This is a genomic window from Paenibacillus amylolyticus, assembly GCF_003719335.1.
Taxonomy (GTDB): Bacteria; Bacillota; Bacilli; order Paenibacillales; family Paenibacillaceae; genus Paenibacillus; species Paenibacillus amylolyticus_D.
On the sequence record NZ_RIAS01000014.1, the window covers coordinates 155,632 to 174,377 of the forward strand.

General features: G+C 48.2%; 12 protein-coding genes. 9 read left to right on the forward strand and 3 right to left on the reverse strand.

The genetic code is table 11. The annotated features are described in order from the left end of the window. Positions 1-113: 113 nt before the first annotated feature. Positions 114-581, forward strand: coding sequence for a hypothetical protein (locus EC604_RS22365; protein WP_123066246.1), 468 nt, complete (start codon positions 114-116; stop codon positions 579-581). A 97-nt stretch (positions 582-678) separates the two neighbouring features. Here EC604_RS22365 and EC604_RS22370 read toward each other — a convergent pair whose 3' ends face one another. Together EC604_RS22370 and EC604_RS22375 are read right to left on the reverse strand one after the other, a co-directional pair. After that, positions 679-3,717, reverse strand: coding sequence for a DEAD/DEAH box helicase (locus EC604_RS22370; RefSeq protein WP_430538822.1), 3,039 nt, complete (start codon positions 3,715-3,717; stop codon positions 679-681). After that, a complete protein-coding gene (locus EC604_RS22375) occupies positions 3,714-5,459 on the reverse strand; it encodes an SWIM zinc finger family protein (RefSeq protein ID WP_161557008.1) in 1,746 nt (581 codons plus the stop codon). The genes EC604_RS22370 and EC604_RS22375 overlap by 4 nt, the downstream gene beginning before the upstream one ends. Before the next feature lie 312 nt (positions 5,460-5,771). Here EC604_RS22375 and EC604_RS22380 point away from each other — a divergent pair, with 312 nt between their 5' ends. Continuing rightward, entirely contained in the window at positions 5,772-6,596 is an 825-nt protein-coding gene (locus EC604_RS22380; protein WP_123066248.1) for an endonuclease/exonuclease/phosphatase family protein, read from the forward strand. A gap of 263 nt (positions 6,597-6,859) precedes the next feature. Here EC604_RS22380 and EC604_RS22385 read toward each other — a convergent pair whose 3' ends face one another. Beyond that, positions 6,860-7,687 carry a methyl-accepting chemotaxis protein gene (locus EC604_RS22385; protein WP_123066249.1) on the reverse strand — a complete coding sequence of 276 codons (828 nt, stop codon included), beginning with the start codon at positions 7,685-7,687 and terminating at the stop codon, positions 6,860-6,862. 370 nt (positions 7,688-8,057) lie between these two features. Here EC604_RS22385 and EC604_RS22390 point away from each other — a divergent pair, with 370 nt between their 5' ends. From EC604_RS22390 to EC604_RS22420, 7 genes are all read left to right on the forward strand, one after another. Beyond that, complete coding sequence (locus EC604_RS22390) at positions 8,058-10,358, forward strand: glycoside hydrolase family 88/105 protein (RefSeq protein ID WP_240037108.1); 2,301 nt, start codon at positions 8,058-8,060, stop codon at positions 10,356-10,358. Between the two features lie 223 nt (positions 10,359-10,581). After that, a complete protein-coding gene (locus tag EC604_RS22395; protein WP_123066250.1) occupies positions 10,582-11,913 on the forward strand; it encodes an ABC transporter substrate-binding protein in 1,332 nt (443 codons plus the stop codon). Between the two features lie 133 nt (positions 11,914-12,046). Further along, the gene (locus tag EC604_RS22400; RefSeq protein ID WP_240037110.1) at positions 12,047-12,997 is read left to right on the forward strand and encodes a carbohydrate ABC transporter permease; all 951 of its coding nucleotides are present in this window, start codon (positions 12,047-12,049) and stop codon (positions 12,995-12,997) included. Continuing rightward, complete coding sequence (locus tag EC604_RS22405) at positions 12,994-13,842, forward strand: carbohydrate ABC transporter permease (protein WP_123066251.1); 849 nt, start codon at positions 12,994-12,996, stop codon at positions 13,840-13,842. The genes EC604_RS22400 and EC604_RS22405 overlap by 4 nt, the downstream gene beginning before the upstream one ends. Before the next feature lie 27 nt (positions 13,843-13,869). Beyond that, on the forward strand, positions 13,870-15,759 hold the full coding sequence (locus EC604_RS22410; RefSeq protein WP_123066252.1) for a cache domain-containing sensor histidine kinase: 1,890 nt from the start codon (positions 13,870-13,872) through the stop codon (positions 15,757-15,759). Further along, complete coding sequence (locus EC604_RS22415; protein WP_123066253.1) at positions 15,756-17,363, forward strand: response regulator; 1,608 nt, start codon at positions 15,756-15,758, stop codon at positions 17,361-17,363. The genes EC604_RS22410 and EC604_RS22415 overlap by 4 nt, the downstream gene beginning before the upstream one ends. Positions 17,364-17,548: 185 nt before the next feature. Next, a complete protein-coding gene (locus tag EC604_RS22420) occupies positions 17,549-18,103 on the forward strand; it encodes a GNAT family N-acetyltransferase (protein ID WP_123066254.1) in 555 nt (184 codons plus the stop codon). Positions 18,104-18,746 lie beyond the last annotated feature (643 nt).

An 18,746-nucleotide genomic window follows, 5' to 3' on the forward strand; every position in this document is an offset into this window, starting at 1 on the left:
TCAGTTCAAATTTAAAATAAATAGATTTAAAGTCCTGGGTCTTCTGATATAATCATGTCGAAAGATGTCAATCTTCACCAGATGTCTTCTACATATTTTGGGAGGTCTACCCTATGAAAAAGTCAACAAAGCTTCTATCTTCAACAGCTATTGCTGCAATTGCAGCTGTATCGGTTGTTACTTCTGCATCTGCAGCAAGCAGTTATGCGGCTCAACCGATATCTTCGTTATCCAATGTAGACATTTCTTCAATGGATATTGAAACGGCATTGATGATGGTGCAGCAGGAGCGCACCAGATTGCTGGATGCTCAATTGCAAGCGCAAATTCAAGCGGTACAGAACCGCAATCAACAGATTGCTGATCTCAATGCAAAGTTGCAAGTGGCTCAACAGAACGGGGATCAAGCAGCGGTGCAAGCGCTGAAGTCTCAGATCGATGCGGCGAGTAATTCACAACAAATGGATATGCTTCGTTTGCAATCCATGTCTAACAAACGGAATGAAGCTTTTGATCTTATGACTAATTTCATAAAAAAAATGCAAGAATCCAGATCCTCCATCATCGGTAACATGCGTTAAGACGGGGATCACGAAACACAACGTTACAAAAGCAAAAAGAGCAAAGCCGGAATCCAAATTCCTAAGCTTCGCTCTTTTTTTATTTTGTCCGGCCAGCTTAACCCGACCAGTCCCGGCGACGCGTGAACAAATCCTTCAGCTCATCGGTCGACAGTTCGGTAATCCAGTTCTCGGAGCTGGTGATGATGTTGTCGCTAAGCTGCTGCTTGCTCTCCAGCATCTCGTCAATGCGTTCCTCCAGTGTACCGAGAGAGATAAATTTGTGCACCTGTACATCTTTGGTTTGTCCCATTCGATACGCCCGGTCAGTTGCCTGATTCTCAACTGCAGGGTTCCACCAGCGGTCAAAGTGAAAGACGTGATTGGCTGCCGTCAGATTCAGGCCAACACCGCCAGCCTTAATCGACAGAATGAATACCGAAGGCTGTTTCTCCGCAGGCAATGTGCGAGACTGGAATTCCTCAATCATGCGATCCCTTGCTGTCTTCGACGTGCCGCCATGCAGGTAGAGTACAGGCTCTTGCAATTCCTGCCGCAGCACTTGCTGTAACATCTGCCCCATACCGATATATTGTGTGAAGATAAGGCAGCGTTCGCCCTCGTCACGCAGCTCACGAACAAGCTCCATCAGCCGTTCCAGCTTGGCCGAGCGGCTGATCAGCATCGCCATGTCCTGCGGGCTGTACACATCATAGGTTGATGTTGCCGGGTCGTCCGCAGGCAGCTCTTCAGGCAACGTTTCCTTAGTAAGCAACAGCGGATGGTCACACAGCTGCTTCAATTGGGTTAACGCGGAGAGAATCGCACCTTTGCGCTTGATGCCCTCCAGCTCTTTCATTTTATCCATCAGGGCTTGCACCGATTGATCATATAATGCACTCTGTTCACCTGTGAGGTGGATATATGTTTTCATCTCATTTTTGTCCGGCAGATCAAGCTGGATATTGGGATCTTTTTTCTTACGGCGAAGCATAAACGGTTTCACGAGCTGTTGCAGGTCCTGCATACGCTGCTCATCCTTATCCTTTTCAATCGCACTGATGAAGCGGGTTTGGAATGCGCGAGCACTGCCCAGATAACCCGGATTAATGAAATCGTAGATCGACCACAGCTCGGATAACCGATTCTCGATTGGTGTACCTGTGAGCGCAATGCGATGTTTGGCCGGGAAGCTGCGTACAGCCACGGACTGTTTCGTCTGGGCATTCTTGATGTTCTGTGCTTCATCCAGACAGATGGCAGACCACGTGTAGGTTTCCAGCAGTTCCTGATCCAGCGTCGCTGTGGCGTAGGAAGTAATGATAATATCCGACTGTTCGGCTTGCTCCCGGAATTCTTCTCCGTTTAACCGGCGTGCCCCGTAATGCAGACTGACACGGATGGAAGGAGCAAAACGGCTGATTTCCTTCTGCCAGTTCCCGAGGACTGACGTTGGACAGATCAGAAGGGCAGGTGCTTGTCCCGGCAGTCTTGGCTCATGATCCTTGATATGCAACAAATACGTAATGAATTGAATCGTTTTCCCAAGACCCATATCATCAGCAAGACAAGCGCCTAAGCCGAACCTGCGCAGAAAACCAAGCCAAGCAAAACCTTCTTTCTGGTAGGAACGCAGCTCTGCATGAAGTCCATCGGGGACAGGCAGGGAAGGGGCTCCCCCTTGTCCGCCGCCAAGCTGAGCGATGACCCGGTTCAGATGTTCATTCAATTCCACCTCAAGCCGGATACTCTCGCTAGTCTGAGATGACTCTGCTTCCTGTTCGCCCTCAGCCTGTTGACCTTCTTTCCATTTCTGCTTGGCATATTCTCGCTGTTCATTGTGAAGCAGATGCAAATGCAGAATATCTTGGAACGACAGTCCTTGCTCCCGATTCACACCGCCCATCGCTCTGCGAATTTGCTCCAGCAGATCGGGGTCAAGCGGCACCCATTCGCCGCGGAATCGAACGAGTCGTTCGTTACGGGCGACGAGATCCGCAAATTCTTCTTCACTAAGATCGGCATCCCCAATGGCGATACGCCAGTCAAAATGAATAATCGAGTCCAGTCCGAAGAACGATTGGCCTCGCTCGCTGCCTTCTTCCGCTTTCACTTTGGCTCGCAGCTTCGGTTTTTTCTTCCGGGCGGCTTCCCACCAGCCCGGCAACAGGACTTGCCATCCGGCGGCTAGCAAGCGACCGCTCTCCTGGGTCAAGAACTGCCAGGCTTGCTGATCATCCAGCGGATCGCTCAGGATATCCCGTCTGCCGCTGATGGAGCTGCCAAGACGCGGCAGTTGCGCACGGAGCTGATCCAACCAGCCAGCCGAGCGATCCAGAATAAATGGCGTCCAGCCGTCGGGCCACTCGCCCTCCAGTCGTCCGCGTGAATCGAGCATGACTGGCACGAGAACCGCAGCGTCCAGCTTGTTCTGCAATACCAAACGCAGTCGCCAGGAGAAGTCGTCCTCGTCCGGCTCCTGCAATTGCAGCATCGGGCGGAAGGGTGCGGCATCAGCTTTCCAGCCGATGGACACCAGCCATGACCGAGCATCCAGGCCTCCTGTCCGCGGAAGCACTCCGCGCTCGGGGAAGAGCTGCGGGAATTCCCGCCGCAGGTCGGTGGCTGCTTCTTCGGAGCTATACCAATGTTGGAACACAGCGGCGGAGTAAGCTGCGCCAAGTCCTTCAGCGAAACTCTCGTCCGTCTGCTGCATGGCTTGGTGAAGGGCAGCCAGATCTTGCTTCTTCAGACTATCCGAGTCCCACGTCCATTGCAGCTGTCCGGCACGATAAGCCTCAAAGCTGGGTACATACTTGCGATGATCAATAGACGAGGACAAAATTGGGGCTAGTCGGATCAGGTACTCAGCCTGCTCATCCCACTTCCACTCAATATGAATCAGGGTCTTCATCTCTGCAAAGAATGAGATAACCTCTTCCGCAGGCAGCACGACAAGCTCAATCTCTTCAATCTGCCGAATTTCAAGCTCCGTGCCATAGAAGGAAGGAGCATGCCAAGCGAAGAGGCGCTGTTTCAACGACTGGCCTGACACAAAGTGATGTGTATTCAGGGCGCCGTAAAATAGCGCATCGCCATAGCCGGTCAAAGCCACGTGTACCTCAATCGTTTCCGTGTAAGGGTGAATTAGACTCATGGAATCAGTTTACCTTTCCGAAGCTCCTCCTGCAGGGCGCGCAATCGGCTGTTGCGAACAGCCAGTGCAGTAATGAACTGCTCCCACGGCTCCTCTCGCTTCATTTTTTTATATATTTTGGACAGTCGTTTCAGCAGCTTCACAGCGGCTTTATAACCATCCCTGTTCTTGTGTGCGATATAACGCTCTACCGCCTGATGATAGAACGGCAAAAGCAACTCAGGGGCATCTTTCTCAATAGGTTGCAATACGGCTACTCGGAATTCGAGAGGCTCAGTGCCTGTACTCAGCTGAAAATCAATCCACCTGCGCCACTGCCCACGAGAATGCATGGCATCCTCATAAGCAGGCCTGGAGTGGGGAAGCATGCTGACGAGCGTGTCCCACATCCGGTGCTCAGCTTCTGGGACATGCTGGATCGCGATATCCCACAATCGCATGTAATCCTGTAAAGGAGCGTTGCGGCGATTGGCCAGCAGGGGGCCAAGCTGAACAAGCCATTCGGACAAACGTATCCATTCAGCTGCATCCGTTAGCGTATGGAGAAAGTACAGCAGGTATTCTGGAGGAATACCATAGGCTGAACTGCCATGGACAAGTTTCTGCCAAGCCGATGAATCTTGTTCCAGGTGGTAGTACATCCAGCTCTGTGCCAGAACAAGCGGTAAGGGTAAAGTTACTTTTCTGACGTTCTTCTCTGTGCCGGGCACACCTCCTGCAGACGAAACGATCTTCGCTTCTGCTTCGTTCAGTAGATTTAGTTCTGACTCCAACATCGCCTGTTTACCTTGAAGCCAGGGCACAATCCAGTTTAGCCACAGCTTTGAGTAAATAGGCGTGAAGAACATCATATTAGCTGTCTCCGGCAACATCTCTGTCCGCAAATAAGCCGAAGTTTCATCCAGTCTTGCCCAGACTTGTTCAAGTGCCGTACCTTTTAATCCGGACAAGTCCAGGGACTGGAGCAGCAAGGCTTCAATTCCTTTTTGGAGAGCGTCTACCGCCAGCTGGGCAGGGTAACTTAAATACACAGGAGTATGCGTAATAGAATTGCGCGCGGGCGGTATACAGTAACGCATGAGGTAAAGCTGAACATGCAGCTCAAACAGCTGATCCATCGCCGCTGACATCCTGGGTTTGATTGTGTACAGTTCATCCGCAGCTTCCTGAACGTAGGCCGTCGTTGCTGTTCCTGTGCCGAGTCGTTTGAGGCTCGCTCGAAATAGTTCGTGCCATTCAGTAATGTCCATTCCGGCGAGTTCGGCTGCCCGCTCTTTAATCGCGGTATACTGGTAGCTGTTTGAAGAGTTGTCTTGGAGAGCCTCCTCTTGTTCCGTAACTTCGCTGAAGCTATAAGCTCTCGCAGACGCCGAACCTGCCGGTTTGCTGGTTTGCTTCAAGGCAGTACTTGCATGTGCATTGACTAGTGCAGGAACGGGGCGTCCTTGCTGTTCAGCATAACTCATCAATACAGCGGCCATATGTTTGCATGGAGAGTTAACCGGGCAGGCACAATAACTGGTGGACAAGTCCTGCATACGGAGCACAACCTCGTAAGATTCTGATCCTTGTACCTCGGCAATAATGGCCTGAGCATCGTTGAAGCTTATTAATCCAACACGTTTCTGTTTATAATATTGGAATCCACGCATGATTGTCAGGTTGTTAAAAAGATCTGCAACTTCACGAATCAGTGCTTGCCACTGCGTGTCATCCATGATCTGATCCTTAGGTATGTTCATCATTCCATCTCCTGGGGTATACATGGTTAACTAATGATGACGTCCTCGACGTCACGGCCTAGATTTGTAATGCTTCTATCCTAGCTTCTATCATATCAGTTCTGGAGATGCTCGTGCAGACGTCATCGCAATCTACATAGTCTTGCTTTGTGGAGAAAAGGGATGATTTGGTCCCTTTCATATCTGCACACATGCATGAATACTCCATATTGTGTATGCTTGTCTTATAACGTATGTATTCATTTCAGGAGCAGTACTGGCTGCGCGGCAGCCATGTAAAGACTATATTCAACAACAGGAGCGAGCATAGAGATGAAAATTCTTACATTAAACGTCCACGCCTGGGCGGAAGAAGACCAACGAAACAAGATCAGTCAACTGGCTGAATTTATCAATACACATCAATTTGATATCATATCGATGCAAGAGGTGAACCAGCCGATTCATGAATCGGCACTACCTCAAGAGGAACTGCAGACGTATGTAGCAACCGAAGCGGATGTGACGATCAAAAAAGATAACTACGCTCATGTCCTGCTACAGCAGTTAACCGAGACGTATTACTGGACCTGGATTCCAACACACATCGGATTTCGTACATACGATGAAGGGTTGGCGATTCTAAGCCGGACACCAATTACTCGTTCATTTAGCGAATACGTGTCCCACATGCGGGATTATAACAACTATCGAACACGCAAAATCGTCGGGATTGAGACGAGCCTGCAAGGAGAGTCCACATCCACATGGTTTGTGAATGGACATTATAACTGGTGGGATGATGCACAGGAACCTTTTAAGGGGCAATGGGATTTGACCGAGCGTGTGCTTGTACCTTATATGCACCAACCGTTGTATCTGATGGGGGACTTCAACAATGTCGCGGAGATTCGTGGACAAGGCTACGATTACATGATGGAGCATGGCTGGAATGATCTGTACACGACAGCCAGGCAAAAAGACGATGGAGCTACTGTAGTCAAAGCGATTGCTGGGTGGGCGAATAATGAACAACCGCTAAGGATTGATTATATTTTTTCTAATCGTCCTGTTCAGGCGCAAACCTCCAACGTTGTGTTAAATGGTACAAACGGGCCTGTCGTATCCGATCATTTCGGTGTTGCGGTAGAGATATAAGGATCTTCCGAGTTTAAGCTTTAGCGCACGCATTCTCTTTCTCGTGTAAGCCGGAATATTATATTCGATTAAGCAGATGAAAGCCTCCGCTCATTTCCTGGACAGGGAATGACAGCGGAGGCTCTTGGTGTTTCCTTAGTTGTGATTATTCCTTATGTAAATCGTGATGACTAGGGTTGCTTTTCTAACATTCAAACTACCATTCGCTTTAGATCGATATGTTTATTTATACCTCTTGCCCTGTCTAACTCCATCTACAATAGTTACTCAAGCGCGAGCATCTGTTGCACAAACTTTTTCAAATTTGCACCGGTCTCACTCAGTTGTTCAATACTCTGCATAAATTCAGTCACAAGCTTGGCCTGATCTCCAGTTGCTGTCGTAATCTGGCTAATCTCTTGTTCCATATATTTCATGGAATGCTGCACACTGCTCAGAGAGGTCTCGATATCCGATGCAGCTTGTTTCGTATGATCGGAGAGTTTGCGAACTTCACTAGCTACGATGCCGAATCCGGCTCCTTGCTCACCGACACGAGCGGCCTCGATCATTGCGTTTAATCCAAGCAGATTGGTTTGCTCGGAGACTTCACGAATTACGTTAGTGACTTTTGTGACGTTAATCGAATTTTCGGTTGCCTTTTGAGAATTTCGCAAAATTTCCTCCGAGGTTGCTGACAGCTGCTCCGAATGGGCTGCAATTTGCTGAATGCCGCCAACAAGGGAGTTGATTGTTGTTTCACTTTCGCTAATTAGCGATTCCAGTGTCAGGTGATTATCAAGTGCATAGTTGACCCCCAGGATGCCGACAACTTGTCCGTTTTCTTTCACAGGAATGAGGATGGAATCGAAAGGCCTTCCCTGAAGATCGCCAGGCATACGCACAACGGTGCGGGAGTCCTTGTTGCTTAGCATTTTGAAATGTTTGTAATCATCATGTAGTTCGTCACCGGCTTTTACACCAATATCTAGACTTTGGGCTTCGGAGAAATATAATACCTTTTCGTGATCATTGATCGATATGGAGATATCATCACGGAACATTTGACGTACAAAAGGCATCGCATTGACCAGAGATTCAAGCGTATTCAATATTAATCTGTCCTTTCCAAAATAATATGGGTTGTTATTAAACTACCTAGTATATATCGGTTATGTTTTGAATTTGTTTAAACCATGACTGGACTTAGTTCCACATTTATCCTTATTATATGGAGGGCTAAGTGAAAAATTGAGACTGTAGTGTAAGCGTAAACAAAAACCTGTAGCCACCATGGTCTATGTCAGTTATACTAGGATTATTAATCGGTATGAATGGTAAAAGTAATACTTTTGTCTTCTTCACAAAGGGGTATCCTCACTGAGGTTAAGCGCTATATCTGTATCCTGAAAATAGGTGAACAACGTCCTGTAAACAAGCATGGGCTTTTATAAGATGGAGAAGTATTTCAACATGAGAGGAATGTGGCATTCAATGACGACGTATTTCAGTGAACCGCAGAGCATGTATTATCGATTTGGAGAAGATCAGGAGCAGGTATTGAAGGTGCTCGCTGAGAGATACATTGGGGCTAATGCACAGGCCGATTTCGTATATCGGGCGTTTCAGCACTCCGGAATTTTGCAAAATGAAAAAGGACTTTATGATTTGAATCTTGGTAAACGCTTTCCAGATGCGCCGAAAGATCATATTTCCTATGCTGCAGCGCTGGTCTGGGGGGATGAGAACCGTAATCTCGATGTGCTGGTAAGTTGTTATGGACCGGTCCGCTTTTATTTTAACAACGAGTTGATCTACCGTTCTACGGTCATTGATGAGATAACGCCAGATGCCACGGTGAAGCTTGGAATCGACATTCAACCTGGCTGGAATACCGTTTGGCTGGAGATGAAAAACACCCCTGCCGGATTCGGATGCCAGTTCGGTTCTGATGAAGGCAAAGTGCGTATTCTGAATGTACTGGCTCCTTTTCAGGAACGCTCGGGGCAAGCAGGGTGGGTCTTCTCTGAACCTGTTTCATCCGCGGGGGCCCAGCCAAACCTGCTCGCGAGTCAAGGAGAGAGTAATCTAAAGTGGTTGCCAGAGACGCAGTGGTCTGCTTCCGATCGGAATAAACCGGCTTTGGAACGAATCTATGGACTGCTTCCGGGCAGACATGCTTATGCATGGACGCACCTGAACAATCGTGATACCTCGGGTCGTCCGGTTCGGTTATCCGGACAATCCTCTGGTCCGATCCAGATCTGGCTCGGGGACAAGTCAGTTGCAACAATAAAAAATGCAGGATCGTTTGAAGTGGAGGTTGAAGCCGCATTTGGCCGAAATGATCTTCTAGTACGAAGTGAATGTCAAGCTGGCGCTGACTTATGGGGATTTGACCTGAAAGCATCTGTCGGTACGGAGTCCATTCAATTGCAGCTTCCGCAACGAGTGCAAGGAGCATTGGAAGAATGTTGGTTCTATGCAGGTCCTTTTGAATCTGGAGCCGAGCCGGAACTTGCCGATTTGATGCGTTTGGATCGCGTGTACCAGACTAATGCAGGACAGCAGGATACAGGGACGAGCGGCGTTATGCAAGCAGAGCGGACATACTGGCGTTTGGATCGGCCAGATGCGTTCATCCGACCTTATTATGAAAATGCAATGCTGAGCAATAAATGGACCGTGGGCAGTGTAACCAACTATGGACGCTGGGATTACCCGCTGGGTGTCACCGTCTATGGCCTGCTCCAGGCAGGACGATATATGCAGAGACCGGATATTACCCGTTATGCGGCAGAACATGTACAGTCATGCACTCAGATGTATGCGTATTCTCTGTGGGATCGCGAGCAGTATGGTTTTCCTTCTATTAATCAGCAGTTAATTATGTTGAAAATGCTGGACAACTGCGGTTCCTTCGGCTCAGCGATGCTGGAATCGTATACGGAATGCAAGGAACCAACCTTCCTTCCCATTGCCGAACGAATCGCAGACTTTATGCTTAACCGTTTGGAGCGCCGAGCGGATGGGGCGTTCTATCGCACATGTGCAGGGGAGTATGCCGAGAACACCATGTGGGCAGATGACCTTTACATGAGCACACCATTCCTTGTGCGATATGCTCGTGTGACAGGGAAGTCCGAAGCACTCGACGAAGCGGCCAAACAGTTTTCGCTGTATCGTAAATATTTATTTATGCCTGAGTACAAGATTATGTCTCATGTGTATGATTTCAAATATGAACAGGCGACTCAGATTCCTTGGGGGCGTGGCAACGGATGGACGCTCTTCTCTCTGACGGAAGTATTGGAGGCGTTGCCGGAAGACCATGCGGAGCGTCCCGCTTTAATCGCATTTTTCAATGAGCTGTGCGAGGGTTATGCGGCACTGCAAAGTGAGAGCGGGCTCTGGCATCAAGTGTTGAATCATTCAGAAACGTATCTGGAAGCCTCCTGTACAGCCATGTTTGCGTATGGTTTCGCACGTGGTGTACGCTTCGGCTGGTTTAAAGATCCTTCGGTATACGTTACAGCAGCTCAGCGGGCTTGGAAGGGACTGGTGAGCAACGCCATTGACCGTCAAGGGAACGTTCACGGCGTATGCAGCGGATCAAGATATGCATTCACAGCGGAATACTATGATCAAGACTTACGTACTGTAACCAATGACAACCATGGCATTGGCATCATGATGCTGGCAGGAACAGAGGTAGCTAAGATGGAGAGATATTTGTCGGAGCGCACGGCGAAGTCTACAGTTTCTACTGTGCATTCTGGATAGAACGAGGTTGTACCATCTTCCTACCTGTTTCATTTTTTAGCGTTGTTCATAATGAAGGGTTAAGCGCCACCGGGAATGTGGTTTCCGGTGGTTTTTCTTTCCTGCGAACCCCTTACTTTTTTGACAGGATAGCTTACTTTTGTTTATGTCATGTACAGAGACAGGCGATTACAATAGTTTTGTAAGCGATTTCATATAAGCAAAAAGGGGAGGAAATTCATTCATGATCATCACCAAAAAGTGGGTAACCCTGTTCTGCCTGTCCCTGTTATTATTCGCTACAGCCTGTTCTGGAGGAACCTCAAGCACACCAGCATCTTCCGGTGAGTCAGGTCAAGGCGGTGCGTCTGACAAAATTGAACTACGCATGACCTGGTGGGGATCACAGACCAGACATGATCTGACAACCAAAGTAATCAAACTGTTTGAAGAGAAACATCCAGGCATCACGATTAAACCTGAATATTCGGGATGGGATGGTTATTTTGACAAGCTTACAACACAGGTCGCTGGCTCCAACGCTCCAGATATCATCCAGATGGATTATGCGTTTCTGACGGACTTTGCGCGGCGCGGTGCTTTGCTCGACTTGACGCCTTATGCAGATAAAGAACTGCGTATTAAAGATCACGACAAGAGTATGATTACAGCCGGATCGATCGACGATAAATTATATGCCATCACCCTGGGGGTCAATGCACCAGGTGTCATATATGATGCAACATTATTCCAGCAGCTCGGCATTGAAGAGCCACAGGAGAGCTGGACATGGGAGGACTTCTCAGCGACTGCAGCCAAGATTGCGGCGGCGAAGGGAGAGGGGTTCTACGGCTCCGCTGACATTTCCGGTGCCACCAACATGTTTGAGGTATTTGTACGCCAGTCCGGCAAAGGACTATTCGAAGATGGCACCATGACAGCCACAAGTGACCAATTGAAAGAGTGGTTTGATATGTGGGCCGCCCTGCGTGAGAACAGAGGAGCTACGTCTGCAGAAGTCGCAGCTTCGACAACGAATGCACTCGAAACCAGACCGATTTCTTTGGGTACAGCAGCCATGGATTTTGCATGGTCCAACCAGTTGCTTACGTTCCAACAAGTCAACAAAAACCAGGATCATAAACTTGGCATTCAAGTGTTGCCACACGGTGTGAACGAACAACGGATCGGTGAGTATCTGAAGCCGGGCCAGTTCCTGTCCGGTTATTCCAAATCGAAACATCCCAAAGAAGTGGCTATGTTCATTGATTTCATGGTAAATGATCCAGAAGCAACAGCGATTCTTGGCTCGGAGCGCGGTGTGCCTGTCAACGCAAGCATCCGTGAGCAGATGCAGCCGAAGCTGTCAGAGGGAGAGCAAGTCATTTTCCAATTCATTGATACCGTATCGAAGCATTCCAGTGAGATTAGCCCGCCATACCCGCAAGGATTTGCTGAAGTAGACACGAGTTTCAAAAGTGCAAGCGAACAGATCGCTTTTGGCCAAGGTAGTATGACAGACATCATTGCCCAATTTATTGAAGGCGCCAAAGCAACGCTTGGATCAAGCCAGTAAAGAGAATATAACTTGTAGCTAGACGAGTTTAACCTGTATTTGTATCTGTAAATATATCGCGCAGATATATTTACGGATACAACTGGCAGAAACCGTTCCAATGAACTTCAAATATTGCGGGGAGGTTGCGAAAATGACGACATCACAGGTCAGTCAAGCCAGAATCGAGAAAGTAGCCGCCCGGCGCGTGAGACGTCGATACGCCCATAATGGAGCCGCACTGCTTTTTCTCGCCCCTTGGCTTGTCGGATTAGTATTCCTGACCCTGGGTCCCATGCTTGCTTCGTTATACATTTCCTTTACCGACTACAGTATCCTGGCCGCCCCGAATTGGGTCGGTCTGGATAATTACGTCACAATGTTTACTTCTGACAAACTGTTCGGCAAGTCACTTCAGGTGACATTTACCTATGTAGCGGTATCTGTTCCGCTTAAACTGATTTTTGCTTTGTTTGTTGCTATGCTGCTCAACAAAGGCATTCGCGGACTTGGCATATATCGCACCGTGTATTACATCCCGACATTGCTGGGAGGCAGCGTAGCTATTGCGATGTTATGGCGGAAAATGCTCGGCGGTGACGGGTTGCTTAACAGCGTGCTTGCAATGGTAGGCATTAAAGCGCCGGACTGGGTGGCTAATCCGAAGTACGCATTGTATTCCATTGTTCTGTTGTCCGTATGGCAGTTTGGCTCATCCATGATCATCTTCCTGGCCGGACTCAAACAGATTCCGCCGGAGTACGATGAAGCTTCAGCCGTAGATGGTGCGGGTCCGATGCGGAGATTTTTCTATATCACGTTGCCGATCCTGTCGCCAGTGATCTTCTTTAATCTGGTTATGCAACTGATTACGTCCTTTCAATCGTTCACGCAGGCCTTCATTATCAGTAACGGTAGCGGTGGTCCGGTGAATTCAACATTGATGTACTCTCTGTATCTGTACAAAAAAGGGTTCTCCTTCTTCCAGATGGGTTACGCTTCCGCCATGGCATGGGTGCTGGTAATCCTGATCGGCGTATTTACATTGCTCGTATTCCGCAGCAGCAAGTTGTGGGTACACTATGAGGATGGTGGAAAATCATGATTGGACAACGGAACTCTGCAGCATGGATTGTCACCAAACATGTTCTAATATCAGGCATCGCCTTTGTCATGCTCTATCCTGTTCTGTGGATGCTGGGCAGCTCGTTCAAACCGGGACATATGATTTTTACGGAGACCTGGTTCTGGCCGAAGGAGTGGAATTGGCAAAATTATATGACGGGCTGGTCTGGTGCTCAGGGCAATGCTTTTTCCAAATTTCTGACCAACTCCGTTGTTCTGTCGGTGGGAGCCGTACTAGGAAATGTAATCTCCTGTTCAATGGCGGCCTATGCATTTGCCCGGCTGAACTTCCGCTTCAAAGCCATCTGCTTCGGGTTGATGCTAATGACGATTATGCTGCCGCATCACGTTACGCTGATCCCGCAGTATATTCTCTTTAATCAGCTGGAGTGGGTGAATACGTACCTGCCGCTTGTTGTGCCGAAATGGCTTGCGACCGATGCGTTCTTCATCTTCCTGATGGTACAGTTTTTCCGGGGATTGCCGCGAGAACTGGACGAAGCAGCGACGATCGATGGTTGTGGACCGGTAAGAATCTATACCAAAATCATTATCCCGCTCGCTTTTCCGGCACTGGTAACGACGATGATCTTTACGTTCTTGTGGACATGGGATGATTTCTTCAGTCAGTTGATCTACCTGAGCGACGTGAGCAAGTACACCGTTCCGCTGGGACTGCGCCTGTTCCTGGATTCGAGCTCACAGTCCGATTGGGGTCCGATGTTTGCGATGTCTGTTTTATCCCTTGTGCCATGTTTTATCGTATTTATCGTGTGTCAGAAGTACTTCGTGGAAGGAATCGCGACCTCTGGGCTCAAAGGGTAATTCCAAGACGAAACGAGTTGATTCCGAGTGCGAAAAACAAGATGGTCTGCCTACATTCTTCAAAAGCTGCAACAAAGCAAGCTCTCCACATTGATGGTGACTTGCTTTATTGCGTTTAATTTGTTGCTTGTCTCCATTATTGTATGGCTGGCTTACCAATCCTTCTCTGCGGTCACATTTACCGAAATCAGCAAAGCACGTCTTGCTCTTTTGAATGAGAGCACTAGGCGGGGCTTTGATTTTATTACAGGGGTAACGGGCACGTCCTATGGGCTCGCAAGCAACAGGGAGTTGTCCAACTTGCTGGATACGTCCAATACGGGCAGGTTGGCACAGATTCATCAGCGGAGAGAAGTTACGCGAATTCTGGATCACACCATGGTGGTGAGTGAAGGAATTACCTCGATTGAGTTGTATACCGATGCCTTTAATGAAGTAACGGTTACGATGGCTGACCATATTTTTCCGGTAGATGCTATATCGAATGATTCATGGTTTGCCGCACTGGAAAAGGCGGACGCAGCCTGGGTTCCGTTACGTGAGAATGAATCGGGCCAATCCTTGGTTGGATATGCACAGCGGATCTATGACAGTCGGGGTGGGACGGTCGCTTATGTGCTCATTCGTCTAAGCAGGGCGGATATCGTACGCAGATTTGCCGATGTTCCTATGGTGCTCGATGGCCAAGTGCTGCTGGTCGATACCGCAGGCAATGTGGTAATGCGGATGGGGAAAGCCGATCCGTCAGGAGGAAGTACGGGGCAGTCTGATCGAGAAGATCAATCAAGTCCTGGAGAAAAGCAGACTATAGCTCAAGGAACGGTGGAAGGAACGGACTCATCTTCTTCTATTATAGATAGTGCCTGGATTCAGGAGCATGCGCGACCTGGAGAAGATGGATTCGAAGTGGTATCGGGTCAACCGGGTGGAGCCCAATTGGTGCTGTATTCCAGGCCTGCTATGCTTCAGTGGCGTCTTGTGCAGACGATTCCTGTCTATACTTTGTTATCCCCGGTGCGCCAAGCAGGCTGGCAGATTCTCGGCATCGCCGTGCTTGGATTGTTATGCTCGGCTGTGCTTGCTTATTTGTTTGTAAGGCAGATTATTCGGCCTCTGCGCCAATTGATCAAACGAATGAGACAGCTCGAAAAAGGGGACTTCGATACGCGTGTAAAACTGTCGTTTACAGAGGAGTACGCGCATCTGGCATATGGGTTTAACCATATGGCTTCACAGCTTACGATGCTGATGGAGCAGGTCAAGGAAGAGAGTCGTGCGAAACGGGAAGCGCAAACCAGCTTGCTTGAAGCGCAGATCAAACCCCATTTCTTATACAATACGCTGGATATGATTCACTGGCGTGCACTTGATTATGAAGCGAAGGACATCAGTCGTATGATTGTGCAATTGAGCAAGCTGCTGCGGATCGGGCTGAGCGGGGGCAGGTTGTTTATCCGTGTAAGGGATGAATTGGAGCATGCCCGTTGTTACGTCAGTATTCAATCTGAACGCTTGCCATTCTCCATTCAATATGAGGAGCGTATCGATCCGCGTATACGTGGGTGTCATATCCCCAAGATCATTTTGCAACCCTTTATTGAAAATGCTGTGATGCATGGGCATCCATCGGAAGGGACGTTGCGTATCCACGTATGTATTGCCCCGGCGGAAGGGTCTGTTGCTGACATCACCATTCGAATCGCGGATAATGGACAAGGTTTGCCGGAGGGGTGGAACATGGAGGATGCACGAGGTATCGGTGTTCGTAATGTACATCAACGCATTCAGTTGTACTGCGGACAAAGGTATGGCGTGCAGTTAAGTAATGGAGGTTCAGGCGGTGTCGAAGTGGAGATTACACTACCGCGCATTGAGACCGAAGAGCAATTAAATCTGTGGCTGGACGGTGAAAAATGATGAAAACCATTATGCTTGTCGATGACGACCCGCATATTATTAAAGCGCTGACCGAGCATATCAACTGGCCCTCCCTGGGCCTGAGTATTGCTGGTACAGCGGCAAACGGGGTGGATGCACTTGAGCTGTTCCACCGCGTACGTCCGGATCTTGTCATGACCGACGTATACTTACCGGGTATGACCGGACTCGAAGTCACGCAGGAGTTGCGGCGTGACTATCCCCACTTGCCGATTATCATCCTTAGTGGATATGACGAGTTTGAAAACGCTAGAGCGGCTATGCGCTGGGGCGTGAATCACTTTTTGCTAAAGCCAGCGGAGGTGGAGGAGATTGAGTCAGTGCTGCGGGAAGTGATGCTGGAACAAGATGTGCGAGAGCGGCGAGAGCGACTGGAGCGGACGTACAAACAAGAAGCGGGACGAGTGCTCCCTTACCTGCGCAAACAGTTCCTTCATGAGTTGCTGACCACACGTTATCGAGCAGACGAATTACCCGAGGCACGGATGGAGTATATCGGGTTTCAAATCTATGATAAGGTTCGTGCAGTCAGTTTGCAGCTGAATCGTCCGGGTTTTATGACACGTATGAAAGAGCGAGACTGGCAACTGTTACGTTATGGAGCGGCAGATATCATTCAGGAAACAGTGAAGCAACAGACTGCTGGGATGGCGAATTGCCAAGTGGAGGTTGTGGATTATTCGGATCAGGTATTTGTGCTCGTGATGCTTGGAGACAAGGATTATTTGGAGGACTTGCAGGATCTCGTAGGTCGGATGATTGATCAGATCTTTACGTATCTAAAAATTGAAGTTAGCGCCGGTATTGGCCGGGTGAAAGATCATCCCTGCGAAGTCATCGACTCTTATCTGGAGAGCAGGGAAGCGGTAGAACGAGCGGAGTTTCAGGGCGGGAACCGCATTTATCATGTGGAGACATCGGAAGGGATGGAGCGGAGTGCGACAGATTATTCTTTGTTGCTTCATCAATGGGATGAGGCGTGGGCTGATCTGCGGGTTAGTCAAGCGGAGGAGGTCTGGCTTCAATTATTCCAATCGCTGCAAGAGGGGAACTGTGCAAGCATTCAGGATGCCCAGGTGGTAGCAGTTAGTTTATTTGATACGATGATGCATAGCTGGAAAAAGCAACATCCGATGCTGACACCGCCTCTCACGATGAGCGACTTCCTGCGTGAAATACAGTCGAAATATGCTTTGCTTGATCTGATAAACTGGATGGATGGCGTCATTAAGGGATGGCTGGAGCAGATCCGTAAGGAGATGGGGGAGAAGAAAAGCAACAAGCTTATCGCTCAAGTGAAACATTACGTTGAGGAGCATTACGCAGAGGAGATCAGTTTCGAGGCTATCGCAAAAGGTCTTTTTGTGCACCCCAAGTATTTAAGCCAGCTATTCAAAAGGGTAACCGGAGAGAATTTTGTCAGCTACCTGAATGGGTATCGGATCCAGCGGGCAGTGGAGCTTTTGCAGTCGGGACATTATATGGTTTACGAAGTCAGTGAGATGACGGGGTTCCGAAATGCGACGTATTTTAGTCAGGTGTTCAAGATGTTGACGGGGAAAAGCCCATCAGAGGTGGGTTGAGGTGGTAGAATTGTCAGTTAAGTAAGATGAAGATTTGGGATTCTAAGTCAGATCGAGTTAGGTGAACGCCCAGAATAGAGTACTATATAGTAGAGGAAGAGGTAAGGCGAGTATGAAATGCAGCTTATTCCAGAGAGTAGATGATGTTGTTTAATGCTAGTCATGAAAGGTGTGAGAGGGGCGAAATGATCATTAATGACCAGGATTATCGTGTCAAAGGGATGCATTATACCATTCGTTCAGCCATGGAAAAGGATGCTGATAAGTTAAGTTCACTTCGTGTGCAACTGGACGGGGAAACGGATAACATGGATCGTGAAGCGGGAGAAGCCTTCATTGATGTTGCTGGTTTCAGAGAGCTGATTCGCATGGATACCGCAAAGCGTAACCATCTGTTTCTGGTTGCTGTGGCATCAGGTGACATTGTCGGGTACTGCAGGTGTGCTGGATCTGAGTTAAAGCGTTTTTCGCATCAGGTTGAGTTTGGGGTATGTGTTGCCCGTTCTTTCTGGGGATATGGCATAGGAAGAGAGATGCTACAATCGTCTTTACAATGGGTAGATGAACAAGGAATTGAAAAGGTAACGTTAAAGGTACTTGCAACGAATGATAAAGCGATACGATTATATGAGACAAGCGGTTTTGAGGTTGAAGGTGTATTCAAGCGAGATCGAAGGCATGCGGATGGCCGGTATTACGATACCGTGGTGATGGCCAGATTTGCTGATGGAATGAGGTAGGATGGGGAAGTAAGTGCGGTTGTTTAGAGACTAGAATAAATGGAGTACATGCTACCAAGGATCGTTTTATCTATAATAATGGATGAGAGGAGTATATGATGGATGTAGGCTAGAGGATAATCATTAAGGAAACACTGGTCTGTTCATTCTATTCTATTCGGACTACATGTTTAAATATTAAGTTCTTCTGTAAGGTATAATTGATGTGTAGTTGCAGTAAGTAAGGTATTTAAAAGAATGCAGAATATTAGCGTAGCATCAAATGTCGTTATACAAGCGTGTAGAAGTTGATATATGATACTAAACTTATAGAAGAATACTATTGGGATATTTTACAAGTTGTCAAAGAGTTGTATGTTATGATATATTCTATATCCGGCCAAGAAAACACAGTTTATACGGTGCGGCAAGCAAATGGAAATAAGCTTCGACAGAAACTTGAAAAAAAGAGCTTGCAAAGTTGGTTCGGAAGTGATATGATATAAGAGTTGCTGGAACGGAATGGTTTCGGTAGCGAGAAAAGTTTGATCTTTGAAAACTGAACAACGAGTGAGTAACGATCTTGCTTGCAAGATCGACGCTGGAAAAATTGGTACACGTCTTCGGACTGTATGATTTTGAAAGCACAATGAGATTTTTAATC

What these genes read in the sequence shown, in the direction of transcription:
- EC604_RS22405 (WP_123066251.1), top strand. Translation starts at nt 12,994, where the DNA reads ATGATTGGACAACGGAACTCTGCAGCATGGATTGTCACCAAACATGTT.
- EC604_RS22390 (WP_240037108.1), top strand. Translation starts at nt 8,058, where the DNA reads ATGTGGCATTCAATGACGACGTATTTCAGTGAACCGCAGAGCATGTAT.
- EC604_RS22380 (WP_123066248.1), top strand. Translation starts at nt 5,772, where the DNA reads ATGAAAATTCTTACATTAAACGTCCACGCCTGGGCGGAAGAAGACCAA.
- EC604_RS22420 (WP_123066254.1), top strand. Translation starts at nt 17,549, where the DNA reads ATGATCATTAATGACCAGGATTATCGTGTCAAAGGGATGCATTATACC.
- EC604_RS22400 (WP_240037110.1), top strand. Translation starts at nt 12,047, where the DNA reads ATGACGACATCACAGGTCAGTCAAGCCAGAATCGAGAAAGTAGCCGCC.
- EC604_RS22370 (WP_430538822.1), bottom strand. Translation starts at nt 3,717, where the DNA reads ATGAGTCTAATTCACCCTTACACGGAAACGATTGAGGTACACGTGGCT.
- EC604_RS22415 (WP_123066253.1), top strand. Translation starts at nt 15,756, where the DNA reads ATGATGAAAACCATTATGCTTGTCGATGACGACCCGCATATTATTAAA.
- EC604_RS22365 (WP_123066246.1), top strand. Translation starts at nt 114, where the DNA reads ATGAAAAAGTCAACAAAGCTTCTATCTTCAACAGCTATTGCTGCAATT.
- EC604_RS22395 (WP_123066250.1), top strand. Translation starts at nt 10,582, where the DNA reads ATGATCATCACCAAAAAGTGGGTAACCCTGTTCTGCCTGTCCCTGTTA.
- EC604_RS22375 (WP_161557008.1), bottom strand. Translation starts at nt 5,459, where the DNA reads ATGAACATACCTAAGGATCAGATCATGGATGACACGCAGTGGCAAGCA.